Origin of the sequence: Bacillus sp. TH22 (assembly GCF_016651015.1) — a bacterium.
In the GTDB taxonomy this organism is placed as follows: Bacteria; Bacillota; Bacilli; order Bacillales; family Bacillaceae_G; genus Bacillus_A; species Bacillus_A mycoides.
This window is the reverse complement of sequence record NZ_JAEKER010000001.1, coordinates 145,488-164,632: the sequence shown is the minus strand read 5'-3', so window position 1 is coordinate 164,632 and position 19,145 is coordinate 145,488. Positions and strand designations below refer to the sequence as shown.

Annotated in this window: 18 protein-coding genes and 1 pseudogene; 3 read left to right on the top strand and 16 right to left on the bottom strand. The window is 33.7% G+C overall.

Annotated elements, in window-relative coordinates:
• Positions 1 to 16: 16 nt before the first annotated feature.
• From JFU18_RS00870 to JFU18_RS00845, 6 genes are all read right to left on the bottom strand, one after another.
• A complete protein-coding gene (locus JFU18_RS00870) occupies positions 17 to 955 on the bottom strand; it encodes a DMT family transporter (protein WP_201031253.1) in 939 nt (312 codons plus the stop codon).
• A gap of 87 nt (positions 956 to 1,042) precedes the next feature.
• Positions 1,043 to 1,543, bottom strand: coding sequence for a GNAT family N-acetyltransferase (locus tag JFU18_RS00865; RefSeq protein ID WP_201031254.1), 501 nt, complete (start codon positions 1,541 to 1,543; stop codon positions 1,043 to 1,045).
• A gap of 32 nt (positions 1,544 to 1,575) precedes the next feature.
• The gene (locus JFU18_RS00860) at positions 1,576 to 2,115 is read right to left on the bottom strand and encodes a GNAT family N-acetyltransferase (protein ID WP_201033951.1); all 540 of its coding nucleotides are present in this window, start codon (positions 2,113 to 2,115) and stop codon (positions 1,576 to 1,578) included.
• 15 nt (positions 2,116 to 2,130) lie between these two features.
• Positions 2,131 to 2,832 carry a nucleotidyltransferase domain-containing protein gene (locus JFU18_RS00855; RefSeq protein WP_201031256.1) on the bottom strand — a complete coding sequence of 234 codons (702 nt, stop codon included), beginning with the start codon at positions 2,830 to 2,832 and terminating at the stop codon, positions 2,131 to 2,133.
• 16 nt (positions 2,833 to 2,848) lie between these two features.
• Positions 2,849 to 3,532 carry a DNA alkylation repair protein gene (locus JFU18_RS00850; RefSeq protein ID WP_201033953.1) on the bottom strand — a complete coding sequence of 228 codons (684 nt, stop codon included), beginning with the start codon at positions 3,530 to 3,532 and terminating at the stop codon, positions 2,849 to 2,851.
• Positions 3,533 to 3,680: 148 nt separating this feature from the next.
• Positions 3,681 to 4,349 carry a hypothetical protein gene (locus JFU18_RS00845; RefSeq protein ID WP_201033954.1) on the bottom strand — a complete coding sequence of 223 codons (669 nt, stop codon included), beginning with the start codon at positions 4,347 to 4,349 and terminating at the stop codon, positions 3,681 to 3,683.
• Positions 4,350 to 4,566: 217 nt separating this feature from the next.
• Here JFU18_RS00845 and JFU18_RS00840 point away from each other — a divergent pair, with 217 nt between their 5' ends.
• Positions 4,567 to 5,394: a peptidoglycan-N-acetylglucosamine deacetylase gene (locus JFU18_RS00840; RefSeq protein WP_060750470.1), complete on the top strand. Its 828-nt coding sequence runs from the start codon at positions 4,567 to 4,569 to the stop codon at positions 5,392 to 5,394.
• Between the two features lie 42 nt (positions 5,395 to 5,436).
• Here the strand turns inward: JFU18_RS00840 and JFU18_RS00835 are convergent, their stop codons facing one another.
• The gene (locus tag JFU18_RS00835; RefSeq protein WP_201031258.1) at positions 5,437 to 5,862 is read right to left on the bottom strand and encodes a WapI family immunity protein; all 426 of its coding nucleotides are present in this window, start codon (positions 5,860 to 5,862) and stop codon (positions 5,437 to 5,439) included.
• A 118-nt stretch (positions 5,863 to 5,980) separates the two neighbouring features.
• Complete coding sequence (locus tag JFU18_RS00830) at positions 5,981 to 6,526, bottom strand: TetR/AcrR family transcriptional regulator (protein ID WP_201031259.1); 546 nt, start codon at positions 6,524 to 6,526, stop codon at positions 5,981 to 5,983.
• A gap of 173 nt (positions 6,527 to 6,699) precedes the next feature.
• On the opposite strand from JFU18_RS00830, the gene JFU18_RS00825 reads away from it, so the two are divergent.
• Positions 6,700 to 8,148: a DHA2 family efflux MFS transporter permease subunit gene (locus JFU18_RS00825; RefSeq protein WP_201033958.1), complete on the top strand. Its 1,449-nt coding sequence runs from the start codon at positions 6,700 to 6,702 to the stop codon at positions 8,146 to 8,148.
• Between the two features lie 47 nt (positions 8,149 to 8,195).
• Here JFU18_RS00825 and ltaS read toward each other — a convergent pair whose 3' ends face one another.
• The 7 genes from ltaS to JFU18_RS00790 form a co-directional block, all read right to left on the bottom strand.
• The gene (gene ltaS, locus JFU18_RS00820) at positions 8,196 to 10,169 is read right to left on the bottom strand and encodes a lipoteichoic acid synthase (RefSeq protein WP_078206849.1); all 1,974 of its coding nucleotides are present in this window, start codon (positions 10,167 to 10,169) and stop codon (positions 8,196 to 8,198) included.
• Positions 10,170 to 10,543: 374 nt separating this feature from the next.
• Positions 10,544 to 10,717: an ATPase gene (locus JFU18_RS00815; protein ID WP_201033959.1), complete on the bottom strand. Its 174-nt coding sequence runs from the start codon at positions 10,715 to 10,717 to the stop codon at positions 10,544 to 10,546.
• Positions 10,718 to 10,800: 83 nt separating this feature from the next.
• Positions 10,801 to 10,947, bottom strand: a complete 147-nt coding sequence (locus tag JFU18_RS00810) for an ATPase (RefSeq protein ID WP_242488446.1) — start codon at positions 10,945 to 10,947, stop codon at positions 10,801 to 10,803.
• A 170-nt stretch (positions 10,948 to 11,117) separates the two neighbouring features.
• Positions 11,118 to 12,743, bottom strand: a complete 1,626-nt coding sequence (locus JFU18_RS00805) for an ABC-F family ATP-binding cassette domain-containing protein (protein ID WP_002032778.1) — start codon at positions 12,741 to 12,743, stop codon at positions 11,118 to 11,120.
• Between the two features lie 312 nt (positions 12,744 to 13,055).
• Positions 13,056 to 16,172: an MMPL family transporter gene (locus JFU18_RS00800; RefSeq protein ID WP_201031262.1), complete on the bottom strand. Its 3,117-nt coding sequence runs from the start codon at positions 16,170 to 16,172 to the stop codon at positions 13,056 to 13,058.
• A 252-nt stretch (positions 16,173 to 16,424) separates the two neighbouring features.
• Entirely contained in the window at positions 16,425 to 16,991 is a 567-nt protein-coding gene (locus tag JFU18_RS00795; protein WP_002013443.1) for a TetR/AcrR family transcriptional regulator, read from the bottom strand.
• A gap of 186 nt (positions 16,992 to 17,177) precedes the next feature.
• Positions 17,178 to 18,341: a GNAT family N-acetyltransferase gene (locus JFU18_RS00790; RefSeq protein WP_201031264.1), complete on the bottom strand. Its 1,164-nt coding sequence runs from the start codon at positions 18,339 to 18,341 to the stop codon at positions 17,178 to 17,180.
• Between the two features lie 127 nt (positions 18,342 to 18,468).
• Between JFU18_RS00790 and JFU18_RS30455 the strand changes: the two are divergent.
• Positions 18,469 to 18,586, top strand: a pseudogene (locus tag JFU18_RS30455) (IS1595 family transposase); the annotation flags it as partial.
• A 44-nt stretch (positions 18,587 to 18,630) separates the two neighbouring features.
• On the opposite strand, the gene JFU18_RS00785 reads toward JFU18_RS30455, so the two are convergent.
• Positions 18,631 to 19,137, bottom strand: coding sequence for a SpoIIAA family protein (locus JFU18_RS00785; RefSeq protein ID WP_201033962.1), 507 nt, complete (start codon positions 19,135 to 19,137; stop codon positions 18,631 to 18,633).
• Between the last annotated feature and the right edge of the window lie 8 nt (positions 19,138 to 19,145).

Genomic DNA, 19,145 nt, shown 5'->3' with positions numbered 1-19,145 from the left:
AAAAGAGCTAATCTCATTACGCCGTTATTTTCTCTTCTTTTTTCACAACTACAGCTACATAACTATGAAGTATCATTCCGACAATTACAAGACTCATTCCAACCCACGATAAAGAAGACGGAATTGGAGCCGATAACCAGAGCAGCTCTCCTACTAATGCAAATAAAACTTCACCAGACTGTGTCGCCTCGACTGTTGCTAGTTTTTGCGGATCATCTTTTACAAGATCTGTCGCATAAAAGAATAATACTGTTGCAATTAAACCTGAACTAATCGCAACGATAAAACATTGGAAAACTTGACTACTTGACGGTAGTCCGCCTGTTGATACTTCATAACCAGATAGTAAAAACCAAAATGGTAAACTTGCTAATGTCATACCGAGAACTCGTTGGAAGACATCTAATTCGCCCTTACATACTTGCATCATTTTTCTATTTCCAAGTGGATATGCAAACGCAGCAATGAGTACAGGAACCACACATAAAATGGTTTCACGAATCCCTAAAGAAGAAGCGTGTTCTACTTGCATAAGAACAACACCGAATAAAATAATGCCTGACATTACTAATTCTTTCATTGGAAGTTTTTTATGTAATGGGTCTACCGCAAAAAATGGTGTTAACAAAATCCCTGCAATTATTGTAATTTGCCAAGTCGAAGCGACAAGCCACCCCGGTCCAAACGCACCCGCGAAACTAAGCGGTGCATAAAAGAGACCAAACCCTACAATACTCCATAACAACCACTCTTTCGGATTGTTTTTCATATATTGCAAGAGTTGTTTTAAATTCCCTCTATACATGACAATAAGTAGTAGCATTGGAACCATAAAGTAATACCGTAGTGATGCACTCCAAATCCAACTCCCGCCCCCTAAGTCCATCGACCGGTTTAACACAAAGGTAAAGGCAAAGAAAAACGATGCCAATATCCCTACAGCAATAGCTTTCATTTTAAAACCCCTTGTTTAGTTTCTTGTTATACTATACAACAAAATGAATATAATTAAAATTCGGAATCCTTATTATATATTTATTCTTTAAAGAAACAACACCATATATTCGTCATCACTATATACACCCTTCATCTTTAAAGCTCTCTTTTCAATTCCATAAGTTTTAAAGCCCATTGATCCGTATAATTTTTTTGCTGGTTCGTTTGTAGATACAACACCTAATGTCAATTGCTCTAGTTTTATATCTCGCGCTCTTTGAATGGCATTTGTTATTAACTCACGTGCCAATCCGTTCCGCCTGTTTTGTGCATCTACATACATCGCAACGATATGACCTTTATGTTTATACGCCTCCCTCTCTTCTGTTAGTAAAGTGACAACTCCAACCAAATGATTTTCTTCATTAAATGCACCAAATGTACAACTAGTAGTAGCTGTTAAATTACTTTCCACTCGCTTAATAGGATTTTCCTGGCGAATCGCCTCTTCATAAGTTGTTACAAATGCCTCTGGATTTACTTGTAAAGCTTGTAAACGTAAGTCCCAATATTTTTCCGCATCTTCTTTCGTAAGTAATCGAATCATTTCTCTACCCCCTTTAAGTTTACATAATATTTTTATAGACTATTTGATTGATATTCTTCTTTTAACATACTATAACGATAGCGATGAATGAATTTACCATGACGTAATCTATCATTTCTCATTATTCCTTCACAAACAAATCCTGCTTTTTCATAACTCTTTCTAGCTTGTAAATTATCTTCGTCTACTCGTAGCCAAATTTTTTCTAATTTGAATTCAGAAAAACCGATTTGTAACATACTGTATAGGGCCGCCATTCCATATTCTTTACCCAAATATTCTTTATTTCCAATTGCAATCCCTAGTTCAGCATTTTTATTTGTATTATCAAAGTTTTTTAGGTCTACCCATCCAATGTGTATACCTTCCTTTGTAACGATAGCTCGTTGTTCATAACCATTCTTTCGACTTATGCATGCTTCAATCCATCTTCTCGTATCGCCACGAGTGAACGGTGGATATTGATCTGGTACAACTAAATGTTTTGTTACTTCTGTATCTAATGACCATTGATATCGATCTTCTACATCGTCTTGTGTCAATTCTCTTAATTGAACGAATGGTACATTCATTTTGCTATCCCCTTTTCATTTCCCTATAGAAAATCCTTCGAACATTCTTCCTCCGTATTGATCTAGCGTGTTTTCTACAAAAGTAATTAATTCATTTTTCTCCTCTGTTTTATAAAAATGATCAAAAGCCGCTACAAAATGTTCTGCATATTGCTCGTCATACCTTCTTAACACCCTAATAAACCATTTTGAATTTCCAAGCCATTGACCATTTACTCTTAAAACATATTCATGTACTAAATCAGCTAATAAATTGGCAATGAACAATTCTTCTTCTCTCTTTGTTGCACCAATGAAGTCATCCAAAGTATCCGTAATAAAATAACGCTTCTGCTTCATCGTTTCTTCTGTCCATTTTTCAGGACCTTTATTTAATAAATCATTCGCTTCTCTTTTAAGTATATCTACAATTTCATCTTTTCCTTTTAGCACAATCCCTTCTGAAACTAATTGAGGTAATGAAGGTCTCCCACGCTCACAATCACTTTTAAAAAAGGTTTTATACGTTTCAAAATTATGTACGAATACTTCAACAGGCCAGCCATTACTATAGAAAGATTCTCTATAACAAGATGACAAACTTTGGTCGAATATTACAATATCAAGGTCAGATGTTTTTGTAGCCTCTCCTCTAGCAACACTTCCCCCTAGTAAAGCAACATCGCAATTCGAAAATTGTGATGTAATTATGCTTTGTGCCGCTTCCATTGGTTTCATAACCGTTCCCCTTTTCTTATTTCACTTTCTTTTTTTCAGCTCTTTCTCTCGCTTTTTTTATATACGGTTCTGCGTCTGGTGTTTTGCATGACGTTGCACCATGATCAACTTCTACTTTTCCAATTTCACGTGCAATTTCAATTGCTTGTTGCTCTAAAGCTTCATTTCGAATCCCTATCGCGATTAAAGCACTATTCATCGCTTCTTTTTTTCTATTTTTTTCATTATGTATATTTGCTTTAATTTCTTCTAGATACGGAGTGAAGAATTCATCATGTAACGTTTTATTTTTAATCGCTATATTTGCTAATAAAGACCAACCTGCTCTTCCAATCCATTCATCATCAGACTTCGTCCATTCTTCCATTCTTTCTATCGCGATTGGTGACGTACATATAGCTGTCATAAGAACGTCCATTAAACAATAGTAATCAACATCCTGAACCCATCTATTTAGTTGTTTTGACGTTAGTTTCTTCGGATCAAAAATCATCGTTGCTAAAGTCATTGCATCCATATTTTTCGTTTCCCATAATGAGATTGCTATATCATGATCCTTTTTTATCCTCTTTTTCAACAATTTTAAATTTGCAAAACTAACTCCAAATAACGGCTCTTTTGCCCCATGATTTTTAAAGATTTTACGGTTTTGTTCTGTTCCATATTCTTCTAGTTGCTGCATTACTTCTTCAAGTAACATAGGTCCACCTCTTTTATATATTTTGTTGACTTCACATATGTATGTACGATATATTCTACATTACTTTTTGGTTTTCCTATATTTATTTTTTAAATACGGTATGTGAAATTTTTATTGATTTTCTTTAAAACAACAAACATCCTCTTCCTTATTTTTCACACGGTAGTTCATTCACACTCTGTATACAATACTCCACAAGCGCATTCAACGGATTTATTATGTTCCTTCCTATTATATTTTCTACCCTTGTAGTAGCGCCTACCATAGATAATTGTGCAACTGAAAGCATTTCGTTTCTATCTTTCATAATTTCATATAAATACTTTTCTAATTTAGCATCATGCTCTTCTTTACGCCCTTGCATAATTAACTCAAATATCCCTTCTATCACTTCTACTTTTACTTGTATGGATTTATTATTCTGCTGAGCGTATAGACTTAAACGTTCCATCGTTCCTGAAACAGTACGGTTATTTGTAAATAGGATTGTCTGTGGCTCTTCAACCTGACAAATCATTTCAAAGAATGGCTCATCAATTTTCAATATAGGTATGTCTATTTTGAAATTCTCATCTAATAGCGTAATATAATCTGTACAAGTTAATAAAAGTGTATCTACATCACTTTTGGCTATATACTTTATAATATCTTTTAAATTACTCCGTGCTTGTTCTTTTTCAAAATCGCAATCTTTTTTTAATATGCGTGATAAGATGGGATCTACAAAATGGAGTATTTCGATTCCAAAAGATTGCAATGCTCGGTCAATGTATTCAATATTTGAATGATGAGCATGTAAACAAGCTAATTTTTTCATACTTATCCTCCCTTTCTAAAAAAAAAACGTGAATGAACCATTTTACATGCAGTTCCATTCATTTAATTCTTGTTTCATTTTTTCAAACCTGCAAAACAGTGAAATCTTACATACTTTTTAACAAACTTTTTTGCGCTTGTAAAAAAGTTTTTTTGCATTTCCCCCTCTAAAATTGCTAATATAGTAGAGTAGAACTTTTATAGAGAGTAGGAAAATTATGCACAATGGAATTCGGATGACAACTTTAGTGAAAAGGGCTCTGTTGATTTGCGCTGGGGTATTATTTACATACGAAGCTGCTTACGGATCAACACATATCGCTCTAGCAAGTACAGAGGATGAAGCGAAATCTGTTCAACTTGTAAGTGAAATTCAAACGTCCCTTGCTCCGAAAGAAGCTCCAAAGCACTATAACGGGCAAGTTAGAAAAGTCGCTTACTTAACATTTGACGATGGTCCTGGAAAATACACAGCTGAGCTTTTAGATATGTTAAAGAGTGAAAATGCAAAAGCAACATTCTTCCTAATTGGTTCAAACGTAAAAGCTTTCCCTGATCTTGTAAAACGTGAAGATGCTGAAGGCCACTATGTTGGGATGCACAGTATGACTCATAACTACAAGAAACTTTACACAGAAGGTCATTACGTTGATGAAATGAAAGAAGACCAAGGCTTAATCGCTGGCGTTCTAGGAAAATCTCCAGTATTAACTCGTCCATCTTACGGCTCAATGCCAGGGTTAAATGAAGCTCTTCGCAACAAAGTTGTTGAAAATGGTTTAAAAGTTTGGGACTGGACAATTGATTCATTAGACTGGAAATACAACAAAATGCCAGTAGACGCTGCATCTGCTAAAATCGTAGAAAACGTTCTACATGGTGCTACAAACCCAACAGAAGTTATTCTAATGCACGATATTCATCCACAATCAGTTAAAGCAGTACCTGGAATTATTAAAGGACTGAAAGAAAGAGGATATGAATTAGAAGCCTATAATGAGAACGAACACTTCCCATTAAACTTCTGGCATGATAATCGTATGTAATAAAAAGACTTGATTCCCTCTTGTAGGTTATCAAGTCTTTTTTTATCGTTTTGGGAATTTCCTTTGTTGCTCTTCAATAGAACGAATCATATTCTCTCTATCCTCTTGAGTTATACTGATAGAAAATTCGTACTCCTCTTCCTTACACCATTCGGGTTTAAGTTCCAGCGATAAGCGAATAACAAGGTGAAACTCCTCTTCTTTTTCTCCCATAAATTCAAACTCTAAATTTGGTTCCATGAAAGCTAGTTCGTTATATGTAGGGTTTGGTAATGCTTGAAACCATTTTATCATGTACTGTAAGTCGGCAGTTTGTAAAAAAGGATCCATCGTTTCAAAAACTTTATTTTCTTCTGATAGTTTCGCTTTTACTCTTAACCAATTTCTATCACACTCGTCTTTTGCATCTTTATATTGGTAATTTACAACCTCTAAATGTAATGATATTTTTTCATTTTGAAAATTCATGCATATCCCCCTTCTATCTCTGGATCTTTTGTTTTATAAATTTTTATTAATCCCGATACTTTAAATTATACTAGGTTATTTTAATCTTTTTTTAATACGGATAAATTGTTTGCATTTATTACCCTTTATACATAAAATAAATTTGATTTGCGATATAATCTGAACTAAAGTGAAGTCCATTCCTTATCCACCACATGATGATACCTACTAATGAAGCTGTTTTAATATCAACTGCAACATAATCGTCTGGTAAATCCTTTTTCGTATTCTCTCTTCTCGTTTCTATTAACTCTTTTAAAAATAAAAATAATTGCTCCTCAAATTGATTCATTTTAAATAATATAAATAAATAATTTCGATGGATATATAAATAATCAAGTAATTGTGTTAGCTTTTGTTTTTCTGATAAATCTTTTGCATGTATTAAATCAGCTATTTTATTTGAAAGTTCATTTGAAATCTCATTCGTGATTTGGTCTAGTACATCTTGAATATCTTGATAATGTAAGTAAAAGGTTGTTCGGTTTAATCCTGCTTTTGTTGCGACTTTCTGAACCGTTAAACTTGAAATACTAGGATTCTCACATAGGAGAGAAAAAACAGCATTTTTAAACATTTCTCTTGAACGAACTGTACGAGGATCTTCTTTTTTAGGTGTAGACATTTTGAAACTCCTTTATAGATTTTCTCTTTACTTACTCGACAGTGCATACCTTCTATGTCGAGTAGTGAACATTTTCAACAAAACTGTTCATGGTCAAAGAAAATTTATTTTGTTACCATTAATTTTATCGACACAGTGTTGATAAATCAAGAAAACAATGAAGGAGTTAACTGATGCAAAAGGAAATATCAGAAAGAAATAAAAAAATTATATTAATTGTGCTCATTTCCGGTTGTTTTTTATCAACATTAAATCAGACGCTATTAAATGTAGCGATGAGTAATTTAATGGGAGTATTTGATGTTACAGCTGCAACAGTGCAATGGCTATCGACAGGATTTATGCTCATAAATGGTGTTCTCGTGCCAATTACTGCATTTTTAATGAAACGATTTACAACTAGGCAGCTATTTATTAGCTCAATGCTCTCTTTGTTTATTGGGACTGTTTTGTGTGCATGCGCCATGAATTTTGGCACTCTGTTAACTGGAAGAATGATTCAAGCAGTTGGGGCAGGAATTATAATGCCGCTAATGATGACAGTTATTTTATATTTATACCCTAGTGAAAAGCGTGGCAGTATTATGGGAACCATCGGTTTTGCCATAATTTTTGCGCCAGCCATCGCTCCAACATTATCTGGCTTTATTATTGAATATGTATCATGGAGATGGTTATTTATTGGATTCGCTCCATTTGTATTAATCGTTATTATTCTCGCGCTAAAATATTTAATGAATGTTGCTGAGACAACAAAAGCAAAATTAGATATCGTAAGTGTCATTTTATCAACGATTGGCTTTGGTTGTATTATATTCGGATTTAGTAGTGCAGGAAGTAAAGGATGGGATCATCCAGTTGTTGTTACAATAATTATCATTGGTATAATCGTTACCTCTTTATTCTGTTTACGTCAAATAAAGTCTAACGATCCCTTATTAAATTTATCAGTATTTAACTATAAAGTTTTCACTCTTACTTCAGTCATTAACGTACTCATTACGATGATTATGTATGCAGATTTAATTCTATTACCAATTTACTTGCAAAATGGACGAGGTTTTACTGCATTTGAATCAGGTTTACTTCTATTACCTGGAGCTGTGATTAATGCCTTCTTATCACCTATCACAGGGAAAATGTTTGATAAGTACGGAGCAAAACCACTATTCATTACAGGATTAATATGTATCATTATTTCGATGTCGGGTGTAATTGATTTGACCGAATCCACAACTTATATGTATTTAATGGTTCGTACCATTATTCTACGAATTGGATTAAGTTTCATTTCGATGCCTTTAAATACAGCAGGCTTAAATGCTTTACCAAGAGAACTGGGTTCACATGGTTCAGCAGTAAATAATACAATTCGCCAATTAGCAGGTGCTATTGGAACAGCAGTCATTATCACAGTGTATACAATTCAATCCACTTCACATACTTCACAGTTATCTAGTGAGAATGGAAGCATATCAGCTATGCAAGTAACGAAATTAGCTTCTATCTTCAGCTCAAGTGATGCCTACGTATTTATGTTAGTCTTATCCTTTGTAGCTTTGATTATTGCATGTTTTATGCCTAAAAAAGTAGCACTCCAAAAATCCGAAAGTAAATCTTAAAACAAAAAATCCTACTCGTTTTCTATACGAGTAGGATTTTTTATTATTTATTTCGTTTCCCCGTCTTCAGTCGTCTTCACTTTCGTTTTATCTTTATCACGATTGTTATAGTTATATTTAGAAGGTTCTACCGGTGTAAATCCTTCTGGTGTGTAGAATCGTAATAAGTCACCGTTAACAACTTGGTCGGAGTATTTTAGTGATTTTTGAACCATTTGCTCATTTTGTTTTATTTCATCTGTAAATTCTACAGGTTTCCCAGTCGCTGTATCATAGTATTTGCCGTTAAGTGCAGTAACTGTTGGGCTTACGTAGTTACCGTTACGGAACGGAACGACTTGTTTATGCTCTGGTGATAATAAATCTGATCCGAATTGGACATAATTTTTCGTATCTGTACCTAGTAAGTGTAATAACGTTGGAAGAACGTCAATTTCTCCGCCGTATTGATGTTGTACGCCGCCTTCCATTCCTGGTACGCGAATGATTAATGGTACACGTTGTAATTGAGCATTTTCAAATGCGTTCATTTCTTTACCCATTATTTGAGACATTGCTGCACTATGATTATCTGAAATACCGTAATGATCACCGTACATAACGATAATTGAGTTATCGTATAGACCAGATTGTTTCAAGTAATCAATGAATCCTTTTACAGATTCATCTAAATAGCGTGCTGTTTGGAAGTACGTATCTACTGATGAATCACCTGTTTTAGCTGGTTCAATCGTTGCTTCCGCTTTATCAATCGGATAAGGGAAATGGTTCGATAACGTAATGAACTTCGTATAGAACGGTTGCTTCAACGTTTGTAATAACGGAATTGATTCATTAAAGAACGGTTTATCTTTTAAGCCATAGTTTACTACATCTTTTTCGTTCATATCATAGTAAGACGCATCAAAGAATTTATTAAAACCAAATGATTTATAAATATCATCACGGTTCCAGAACGTTTTATAGTTACCGTGGAACACTGCTGATGTGTATCCTTGTTGACCTAAAATAGCTGGTGCTGATTGATACGTGTTATGAGCTTTATTTGTAAAAACAGATCCTTGTGGTAATCCAAACATTGAGTTCTCTAACATGAACTCCGCATCAGATGTTTTCCCCTGTCCTGTTTGATGGAAGAAGTTATCAAAGTATAACGTATTCGCATCTTTTGTAAATGAGTTTAAGAACGGTGTAACTTCTTGCCCATTTAATTTATAATCAATTAAAAAGTTTTGGAATGACTCTAAATGAATATAAATTACGTTCATTCCTTTTCCTTTACCGAAATACTCAGGATTTGGACTTGCATAAGTTGATGTAAGATAGTTTCTAACTTCTGTCATATTATCTCCATCCGCTAATGCTCGTTCTGTTGATGCTTTCGCACTTTGAATACCATCATAAATCGTAAAGTTGTACGCCCCTAAATATTTCACGATATAATTGCGGTCAAATGTTCTAGTTAATAACTCAGGACGGTCAGATTCTGCCAGACCTAAGTTAACGCTAAAGAATAAAATACCTGCTACAAATACTAGAGATAATTTATGCTTCGCAACACGAATTGGTTTAGGATTTACAAATTTCGTTGCTACTAAAACAATTAAAATGATTGTATCTAAGAAATATAGTGGATCATATAAGTGTAGCAATGCAAAAATACTACCACCTAAATCTCCAAAGTTATTCGTTTGTGTTAATGTCGGGAACGTAATAAAGTCGCTGAAAAAGCGATAATATACTACGTTTGCGTATAAAAGTATAGACATTAGCAAATTAATAATAATTAACCAAATGTAAGCTCGTTTCCCTTTTGCGAATAATGCGAGCCCTAAAAATAGAACTGCTGAGCTTAACGGGTTGAAAAACAGTAAGAACTTTTGGATTGTGTTCGATATCCCTAAATTAAATTCTGTCACATATGCGGCATATGTTTTTAACCAAAGTAAAATAACGGCAAATACGAAAAATCCAAAATGATTACTTAATACTCGTTTACTCTTCAATAAAAATTGTTGCATCTCTCCACCTCTTTTGATCATCCAAGGCTTATTTTATATAAGTCTGTCTCTCTATTCAATTTTTCTTCTTCAAATAGATTTTATTTGTTTAACTATATGAAGAATATTAGTAATTATAATTTGTAGCTTTTATTTATTCAACTATTTCTTTTTAAACATTTTGACCTTGGTTTCTATTTAACAAAATACATTTGTAATATTTCCTGTTTTCTCCCAGAGGCTCATCCACTAATTATGACTCCACAAACTATAATCCTTTATTTCCTCATTTGCAAACTAACCTATCTCCAATTTTGGTACATTCATGTAAACTACCCAATTTCATAAAATAAAAAATGTAGTTTGGGCAATTTGCTCAAACTACACTTCTTCGACTACCGTTTATCATCGTAGCTATTCTCTCTTCTTTTAACCAATTCTTTCAGTCCCATGAATATTACATTCCAACCATGCTCAGAGCCATCATGACACCCCTTTAAAGCTTTTTCAACATCATATTTTGTCCAATCTTCTTCATGAGCAACGATTATATTTTGTGAAAATATCATTTTAAATCCTTGTTGTTTCTCTTTTATTTCAACTGTGATTTTATCTAATAATTCACTAAACTGCAGCGTTTTTAATGTAAATACTAATTTTTTTTAGGACGATTCATTTCGATATATTCCCCAATTGCTCGATGATTTTTTCCGCCACGATGATCAATAATTTCCCAACTCCCTCCTACTTCAGGAGTATTTCCCGTTACTTTATCCATCCCTTCCAATGTAAAAACCATTTCTTCATCATTTCAGGGTTTATTCACGCTTCAAAAATTTCTTACCATCGCTAATGTTATTTTTGAATAATTATTCATTTTAATCCTCCCCCACTTTATATTAAAACGAATATTTGTTTACTTAAAAAACCCCCGCTCTCATAAAAGAGAGCGGGGGTTTTAATCATTTATTATTGACCTTTGTACATTGCATCAACTTGTTTTTGAAGTTCTTGACTTTCTAAGAACTCATCATACGTTGCTACCTTATCAACTACACCGTTTGGCGTTACTTCGATAATACGGTTTGCAATTGTTTGTACGAACTGATGGTCATGAGAAGTGAATAGTAATGTTCCTTTAAATGTGATTAAACCGTTGTTTAATGCTGTAATAGACTCAAGGTCTAAATGGTTCGTCGGATCATCAAGTGTTAATACGTTTGCACCGCTTAACATCATTTTAGATAACATACAGCGAACTTTTTCTCCTCCAGATAAAACAGAAACGTTTTTCTTTACTTCTTCACCAGAGAATAGCATACGGCCTAAGAAACCACGTAAGAAACTTTCTGATTCATCTTGTGGAGAGAACTGACGTAACCAATCAATTAAAGTGTAATCACTGTTCTCGAAGTACTCAGAGTTATCTCTTGGGAAATGAGCTTGAGATGTTGTTACACCCCATTTGAATGAACCGCTATCTGGCTCCATTTCACCCATAAGAATTTTAAATAATGTTGTCATGGCAATATCGTTACGTCCGATAAATGCAACTTTATCACCTTTATTTAAAGTGAAGTTCACATTATCTAATATTTTTTCGCCATCAATCGTTTTCGAAATACCTTCAACTGTTAATAGGTCATTTCCTACTTCACGTTCTGGTGTGAAACCAACGAACGGATAACGACGTGATGATGGTCTAATATCATCTAATGTAATTTTATCTAACAATTTTTTACGAGAAGTTGCCTGTTTCGCTTTAGATGCATTTGAGCTAAAGCGTGCAATAAAGTTTTGTAACTCTTTTACTTTTTCTTCTTTTTTCTTGTTAGAATCTTGCGTTAGTTTTAATGCTAATTGGCTTGATTCATACCAGAAGTCATAGTTACCAACGTATAATTGAATTTTACCGAAATCAAGGTCAGCCATGTGCGTACATACTTTATTTAAGAAGTGACGGTCATGGGATACAACGATAACTGTATTTTCAAAGTTCATTAAGAAGTTTTCTAACCATTGAATCGCTTTTAAGTCCAAATGGTTGGTAGGCTCATCTAGTAATAGAATGTCAGGTTGACCGAATAAAGCTTGAGCAAGTAATACTTTTACTTTCTCTGCCCCTGTTAATTCAGACATCTTTTTATCATGAATATCTTCACCAATACCTAATCCTTTTAGAAGGATTGCAGCTTCTGACTCAGCTTCCCAACCGTTTAGCTCAGCGAACTCACCTTCAAGTTCTGCAGCACGCATGCCATCTTCATCACTAAAGTCTTCTTTCATGTAAATTGCATTTTTCTCTTGCATTACTTTATAAAGACGTGTGTGACCCATCATTACTGTTTCTAGTGCAGGGAACTCTTCATATTCGAAGTGATTCTGTTTTAATACTGCTAGACGCTCACCTGGCGTAATATGTATGTCACCTGTTGATTGGTCAATTTCTCCAGATAAAATCTTTAGAAATGTTGATTTACCAGCACCGTTTGCTCCAATTAAACCGTAGCAATTACCTGGCGTGAATTTTATGTTAACATCTTCAAATAATTTGCGATCTGCGAAACGCAAACTAACGTTACTTACTGTAATCATTTGTGTCCTCCTACTAATACCGCTTATTTCAGCGTTTTCTCACCGATTGTCTTAAAAAATCGCATATTACGACTCAATTATTGTAGACTATAGCTATTATATAGTAGAAGCTGGATGAATAGCAACGGTTGATTAGCTTTCTACAACGAAATCGAATAGTTTTTATCCATTCCCCTAGCTATTTTTTGTATATCATCGACCTCTTTCTAATATCCCTATTCGCTTCTCATTCTGTAATACATTGAATCATTTTTTCATTTCATATTTTATATACAAAAAACCTGTAGAGAAAACATTCCCTACAGGTTTTTCTTATTTCGTATTTATTATTTTCTCTTTATAACTCTTCAATTTACTCGTCAATCCTATTAAAGCAGGTAACAATATCGGCATTACAATTAAAGCTAATAGTAAAAGAGCAACGCCAACAACGGATGCTACTTGTATAAGTGTCAATACTCCTGAAGGAATTAACGCTGCAAATGTTCCTCCTAAAATAAGTGCCGCTGATAATACGACTCCTCCTATGTGACGAGATGCATTTACAATTTTCGTTACTGAATCCCCTTCTAGCTCATTGTATCGCATCATAACGAAGATGCTATAATCCACTCCTAAAGCGACAATCATAATGAAGCTAAAGAATGGAACATTCCAGCTTAATGACTCTACGTTTAATACATGTGCACTAATTTGTTCACTTATACCAAGTGATGCAAAGTACGCTAAAATTAACGACCCAATAATAAAGATTGAGTTTAAGAATGAGCGTGTAATCACGATTAATACAAGCGAAATCCCTAATAACATAATCGTAGCAGTACGTAGGAAATCTTGCCCGGTTACTTCTTTTAAATCAACGTTTCTAGCTGTTGTCCCTCCAATTGCTTTTTTCGCATCATTTAGTTCTGTTCCCTTTAACGTACCATCTATCGTTTTATTAATTTCTTGAATGATAGGCATCGCTTCTTTTGAATACGGGTTTACGTCTAAAATAATTGTCATTTTAGCAGTCTTTCTATCATGTGACATGTACGTATTCAATGCTTTTTGGAAATCTTCTCCTTCTAAAACTTCTTTCGGAATATAAAATTTCTCAGAGCTTTTCGACTCATTTAGCTCTCCTAAATATTTTTGAGCGTCACCTAGACCGTTACTTACTTTTCCTAAACCCTCTGTACTTTTAGATAAACCTGATTGCAATTGCCCCATCTTTTCTTGTAAATCTTTCAGTCCAGTTAATAACTGTCCTTGCCCATCGTTTATTTTCGTTAATCCAGATTGTAAGTCAGCCGATTTGTTCGAAATTTGTTTTGAACCTGTAGCTCCTTCGTTCAATCCATTTTTCAGTTCAGCAGCTCCTTTTTGTAGTTGCGTTACTCCATTGTTCATTTCCTTTAAACCATTATCTACTTTTAATAATGATTGATTTGCTTCTTTAAATGAACTCATCGCTGCTTTGTGCTGCGTCGCTAATTGATTTAATTCATTTGAAAGAACACTCAATTGCTTCTGAGCTTCTTTTGCAATTCCTAATGTTTGCTGCACATTAGGATCATTTGCTAATTCTGGTTTTGTTTGAATGAAATTGTTCATTAACGTTTCAATTTGTTCATATCCTTTTTTCGCACCATCAATCGCTTGAGAAATACTTCCGAAATATTGATCGTACGAACTTAAACCTTTTTCTAACTGAGCATAACCAGCATGAAGCTGCGAAGTTGCATTTGACAGGGCATTGATATTTCCGTTTAATGATGCTAGCCCATCCTCTATTTGCTTCGCTCCTTGTGCTCCATTGTTTATTCCATTCGATAATTGATTTAAAGCTGTCCCTAATGCTGATACGCCATTTTTCGCTTCATTTGTTCCATCAATTAACTTTTGAACATTTGCAAGACTATTTGAGTCATTACTACCCATTTTATCTTTCGCATCAGTTAATCCTTCATTAATTTCTTTTATGCCACCATTTGCATCTCCTAAGCCTGTATTTAATTCTCCGGCTTGTTTATTTATATATAATTCTTTAATCTTATCTCCAGTTGGACGCGTCGGTGAATATACTTCTGAGACTCCTTTAACTTTCGAGATTTTATCGGTAAGTTCATCTAAAGTTTGTAAAGAAGTCGCCTCATCTAACTTTTTATCCGATTGAATGACTAACGTACTTGGTGAAGAAAAACCAGGCGGAAAATGCTCTTCTATTACGTTAATCCCCATTTTTGATTCATATTTATTATCCACTTCAAATAAATCATTGTAATTAAGCGTGTTAGAATATTTTAATACGAATGGAATCGATATCACGAATACGATAATTAAAGCGATAAATGGTCTTGCTACTGAATTTTTCGCAAAGAATCCCCATAAACGACTATCCTCATGTCCTTTAAATGTTTTAACTGGATAAAACATTCCTTTTCCTAATAGCACCATGAAAAACGGATTTAAAGTGGTTAATACGAGTAGTAGTACTGCGACACCAATTGCTACCGCTGAAGTAGATTGATATAATTTAAAACTTGCTAAAGCAAGAGATGCAAAGCCAATTAGTACTGCTATCCCGCTATATAAAACGGTTTTACCTGCCGATTTAAAAGTTTCTTGCGTAGCTAAATATGCATTTTCTTGTTTACTTAATTCTTCTTTAAATCTCGTATATAATAAAATGTTATAGTCTGTTCCTACTCCAAACAGGACGACAACTACAAACACTTGCGTAAAGTTTGAAAACGGAAAATTAAATTGATCAACAAGATGGGCAATAATCCCCATTGAAATTAAATACGAAACACCAACTGTAAGAAGAGAAATAATCGGAACAACTGGTGAACGGAATACAATGATTAATACTACAAGAATGAAAATGATCGAAATAACTTCTGTCTTTTTCACGCCCTCTTGAGAGGATGTAAGAAAATCACCCGCTATTAAATCACTTCCTGTTAAGTACGTTGTAACTCCTTTCGTTTGTACTTTTTCATGAAGATTATTTACAATTTTTGGTATTTTACCGTGTTTTTTATCTACCGATATTTGCGTTAAAATAGTCGTATTATCTTTAGAAACTAATTGTTTCTCCAGTTCTTTATTATCTAAATGTGAAACGACTTCCTTAATTCCTAATTGCTCTTTTTCATTTTGCAGGGCATTGATTGTTTTCGTTATTTCCTCTTTTTGCTCATTTGTTAAAGCCTTCTTACTTCCACTATTAAAGACAGCTATAATTTCATACTTTTCAGCCCCTTCTTTATCCATCTCCTTTATCATCTTGTCAGCAATACTGCTTTGTTCTGTATTAGGAATCGTGATTTGCCCTTTTTCCTTCACTAACTGATCCATATTAGGCATCGTTACGATCATTGCAATAGTAATAACTATCCATAATAGAAAAGATAAACTTCTCCAACTTTTTAGCTTGCTCATTTGAATCATCTCCTGTTATTAGAGTTTCATGGTGCATAGAGAATGAATATTCATTCCCTGTTTTTGAAAATATCATTTCGGAATGAACGTTCATTCCTATTATCCTATTAAATTATTTTTCAATTCTATTAAATCACTACCAGCGGAATGAATATTCATTCCTTTAATTGTACAGATATATCATCTCCTGTAATCGTTTTTTATATTTATTTAGGAATGAATGTTCATTCCTGTCCTTATAAAGCTATAGAATCAAATGATTCTAATAGCATTCCAAGAGCTCTCTTCCAATTCTTTTACTAATTCTTTTGAGTATTCTAACTGCCCTGTCGCCATTACTTTTATTAATTTTTCAAGCGGTTGATATACAATAATAATTAAAGCAATTATAGGCAATGGACGAAGAAAACCTTTTTCGATTCCATCTTCAATAATATTCATAAAGAAGCCTATAAAATCGTCAAATATTTTCTTACTCTGTTCATCAAGAAAATAACTATCACAGTGCGAATTTGTAAAAAGAAAAGCATCCACATTGTTTCTCGCAAATTCAAATAAACGGTTATACGTATGACTAAACTGTTCTCGAATATTTGCTTCAACAGGAAAATCAGTTTTTATTGTTTCAGATAGCTGTAGCATGCTTTTTGAAAATAATGAGTTAACGAGTGCCTCTTTATTTTCAAAATAGCGATAAATAGTACCAGCGCCGACATTTGCTTTTTCAGCGATCATCGGAATTGTCGTACCATCGTAACCACGTTCTGCGAAAAGTTTTATAGCAGCATCAAAAATATCCTCTTGCTTATTTTTAGCCATTTTTCTCACCTCAATTTTCAGGAATGAAAATTCATTCCGTTTATAATTATAAATTACATGAATTAAAAGTCAAGTGGTTAACATTCATAATGCTTCGTTAAAAGCAGCAATGTACTATAACTAATTATGTTTAATTATAGTACATTGCTATTTACACATTAGTATGCCGCACAAAGCTTTACAAAATTAAAAGAAATCATAAATAAACGGCTTACGCACCGGCACTACATTCTCAAATGCACGTATCTCCTCTTCGCTACCGCTTATTAAGTCTATTTCATTTAATTCTAGCGGTCGCTTGTAACCAAACATAATAGTAGATAACGCATTAATATCGATTTGAATTCCATTTTCTTTTGCTGTTTCTTCTTTAACGATTGTTATTTCGTTATTTTTAAGTTGAACCGTTACGTTATTCCACGGTGCAAATGAATCTGTAATATGTAATATTACTTCTTGCTCTTCGTTGTTCCAGTTCCATTCATATTGTTTGAAAAACTGTTCTACATCTACAATTCTTCCCATGAAATATGGAGTTACTTCTGCTTTTACTCGTGGTTCTTGTAATGTGTAAAGAAGTGGTTCTGTCTCACTTAGTATCATTTCTAGATCTTTAATCATAGAATCATGTTGGCAGATGAAGTTCCAAAGACCAATTCTTGCTTCATTATGTAATGGGACAAATTCTTCTACTTTCATTTTAGAATTCTCTATTTTGTATAAAATGTAACCAGCCGCCGTTTTATTTTCATCATAGTAAACTGCCAATGTTAAATCATGATACACCGCTTGTAACCACCATTTACGTCCGCGAACTAACATACCAGAAAATCGTTCTGCAAATGTTTCATATAGATTCTCTACTTCTTCTGGATGATTATCTTTACTAAAACGTTTCACTGTACCATTCACTTGTTTTTTAATTATTAAATCGCTCTTTGTCATCTGACATACGATTCGATTCGCACAAAGTTCCCAGCCGTATTTACGATAAAATGAAACGGCAAATGGATGTAACATCGATACACTATATCCATCTCTTTTCATAGTTTGCAGTGAATGCTGAAGTAACTCTTTTACATATCCACTTCTTCTATGTTCCGGATACGTCGCTACCCCCGCAACGCCGCCCATTTTAAACTTTTCTTTTCCTATGTAAATATGAAAAGGAATTAAGTGCAACTTTGCAGCTAACTCTTCTCCTTCCATAATACCGTATATTTGATGGCTTTCCTTCATTCTTGCAATTTTCTGCTCTATCCATTCTTCATTTGCTTTATATTGAAAAGCATATTCTGATAAACGTAATGCTTCTCTAAACTTATCTTCTTTTAATTTTATAACGTTCATATATTTCTCCTCCATTCCTCGTTTGAATTATATCATAATTCAAACTATTATAGTTCGGTAAGTGAAATTAAGAGGATGTTTCAACAAAAGATATCGATTTAGAAAAAATCTAACATAAAGGCTCTTTTCAACTGCTTTATATTGGCGGCATAAGAATATTAAACGCCTTGCGTTCTCTTGGGTTTGCGAAGCTAAGAGGTACCATTGAAAGTGATGAAACTTATAACAACGGCAACATTACGGGCATAAAAAAACCAGTTGATTGAGAGAAACTGGTTCAATAAAGTTTTTATATTGGATATTCATTCAACCAAATTAATGCTTGTTCATAATCATCGAAAAATTTTACGGATTCTTTCGTATTGGATTGTTGTAAATAATTCATTATCTCCCCTTCTTCAAGGAGAAACGCAATTGCCTTACTGTGATTCAAAATGGTTTCATTGAAGAACTTATCTTTCCATGCTTTTTGAACAGAAAAATGATCTGGCGTGTATCCTTTTCTATCCACCAACAATTTGTATTTCCGCCCCTCGGAAATGAATTGCTGACAAACCTGCTCGAAACCATGAAACCATTCATAAACATCAGCTGTATTAATCTTGCCAATTAGATGGGTAACAATTAAATCCCCCGAAACCGTTGTGCTAATATTCTGTTTACCTAACTTAGAATCCTCTCCCTTAGTTACAATTATGCGTAAAAATCTCATAAAATCAATAAGGATAAAATTCTTACACAATAAAGCAACATTATTTACGAAAAAAGCCAACATAAAAAAGCAGATACATTGCATATCTGCTT

What these genes read in the sequence shown, in the direction of transcription:
- JFU18_RS00870 (WP_201031253.1), bottom strand. Translation starts at nt 955, where the DNA reads ATGAAAGCTATTGCTGTAGGGATATTGGCATCGTTTTTCTTTGCCTTT.
- JFU18_RS00815 (WP_201033959.1), bottom strand. Translation starts at nt 10,717, where the DNA reads ATGATATTTTCACAAAATATAATCGTTGCTCATGAAGAAGATTGGACA.
- JFU18_RS00860 (WP_201033951.1), bottom strand. Translation starts at nt 2,115, where the DNA reads ATGAATGTACCATTCGTTCAATTAAGAGAATTGACACAAGACGATGTA.
- ltaS (WP_078206849.1), bottom strand. Translation starts at nt 10,169, where the DNA reads ATGCAACAATTTTTATTGAAGAGTAAACGAGTATTAAGTAATCATTTT.
- JFU18_RS00855 (WP_201031256.1), bottom strand. Translation starts at nt 2,832, where the DNA reads ATGAAACCAATGGAAGCGGCACAAAGCATAATTACATCACAATTTTCG.
- JFU18_RS00800 (WP_201031262.1), bottom strand. Translation starts at nt 16,172, where the DNA reads ATGAGCAAGCTAAAAAGTTGGAGAAGTTTATCTTTTCTATTATGGATA.
- JFU18_RS00835 (WP_201031258.1), bottom strand. Translation starts at nt 5,862, where the DNA reads ATGAATTTTCAAAATGAAAAAATATCATTACATTTAGAGGTTGTAAAT.
- JFU18_RS00850 (WP_201033953.1), bottom strand. Translation starts at nt 3,532, where the DNA reads ATGTTACTTGAAGAAGTAATGCAGCAACTAGAAGAATATGGAACAGAA.
- JFU18_RS00810 (WP_242488446.1), bottom strand. Translation starts at nt 10,947, where the DNA reads ATGGTTTTTACATTGGAAGGGATGGATAAAGTAACGGGAAATACTCCT.
- JFU18_RS00805 (WP_002032778.1), bottom strand. Translation starts at nt 12,743, where the DNA reads ATGATTACAGTAAGTAACGTTAGTTTGCGTTTCGCAGATCGCAAATTA.
- JFU18_RS00865 (WP_201031254.1), bottom strand. Translation starts at nt 1,543, where the DNA reads ATGATTCGATTACTTACGAAAGAAGATGCGGAAAAATATTGGGACTTA.
- JFU18_RS00840 (WP_060750470.1), top strand. Translation starts at nt 4,567, where the DNA reads ATGCACAATGGAATTCGGATGACAACTTTAGTGAAAAGGGCTCTGTTG.
- JFU18_RS00845 (WP_201033954.1), bottom strand. Translation starts at nt 4,349, where the DNA reads ATGAAAAAATTAGCTTGTTTACATGCTCATCATTCAAATATTGAATAC.
- JFU18_RS00830 (WP_201031259.1), bottom strand. Translation starts at nt 6,526, where the DNA reads ATGTCTACACCTAAAAAAGAAGATCCTCGTACAGTTCGTTCAAGAGAA.
- JFU18_RS00825 (WP_201033958.1), top strand. Translation starts at nt 6,700, where the DNA reads ATGCAAAAGGAAATATCAGAAAGAAATAAAAAAATTATATTAATTGTG.
- JFU18_RS00790 (WP_201031264.1), bottom strand. Translation starts at nt 18,341, where the DNA reads ATGAACGTTATAAAATTAAAAGAAGATAAGTTTAGAGAAGCATTACGT.
- JFU18_RS00795 (WP_002013443.1), bottom strand. Translation starts at nt 16,991, where the DNA reads ATGGCTAAAAATAAGCAAGAGGATATTTTTGATGCTGCTATAAAACTT.
- JFU18_RS00785 (WP_201033962.1), bottom strand. Translation starts at nt 19,137, where the DNA reads ATGCAATGTATCTGCTTTTTTATGTTGGCTTTTTTCGTAAATAATGTT.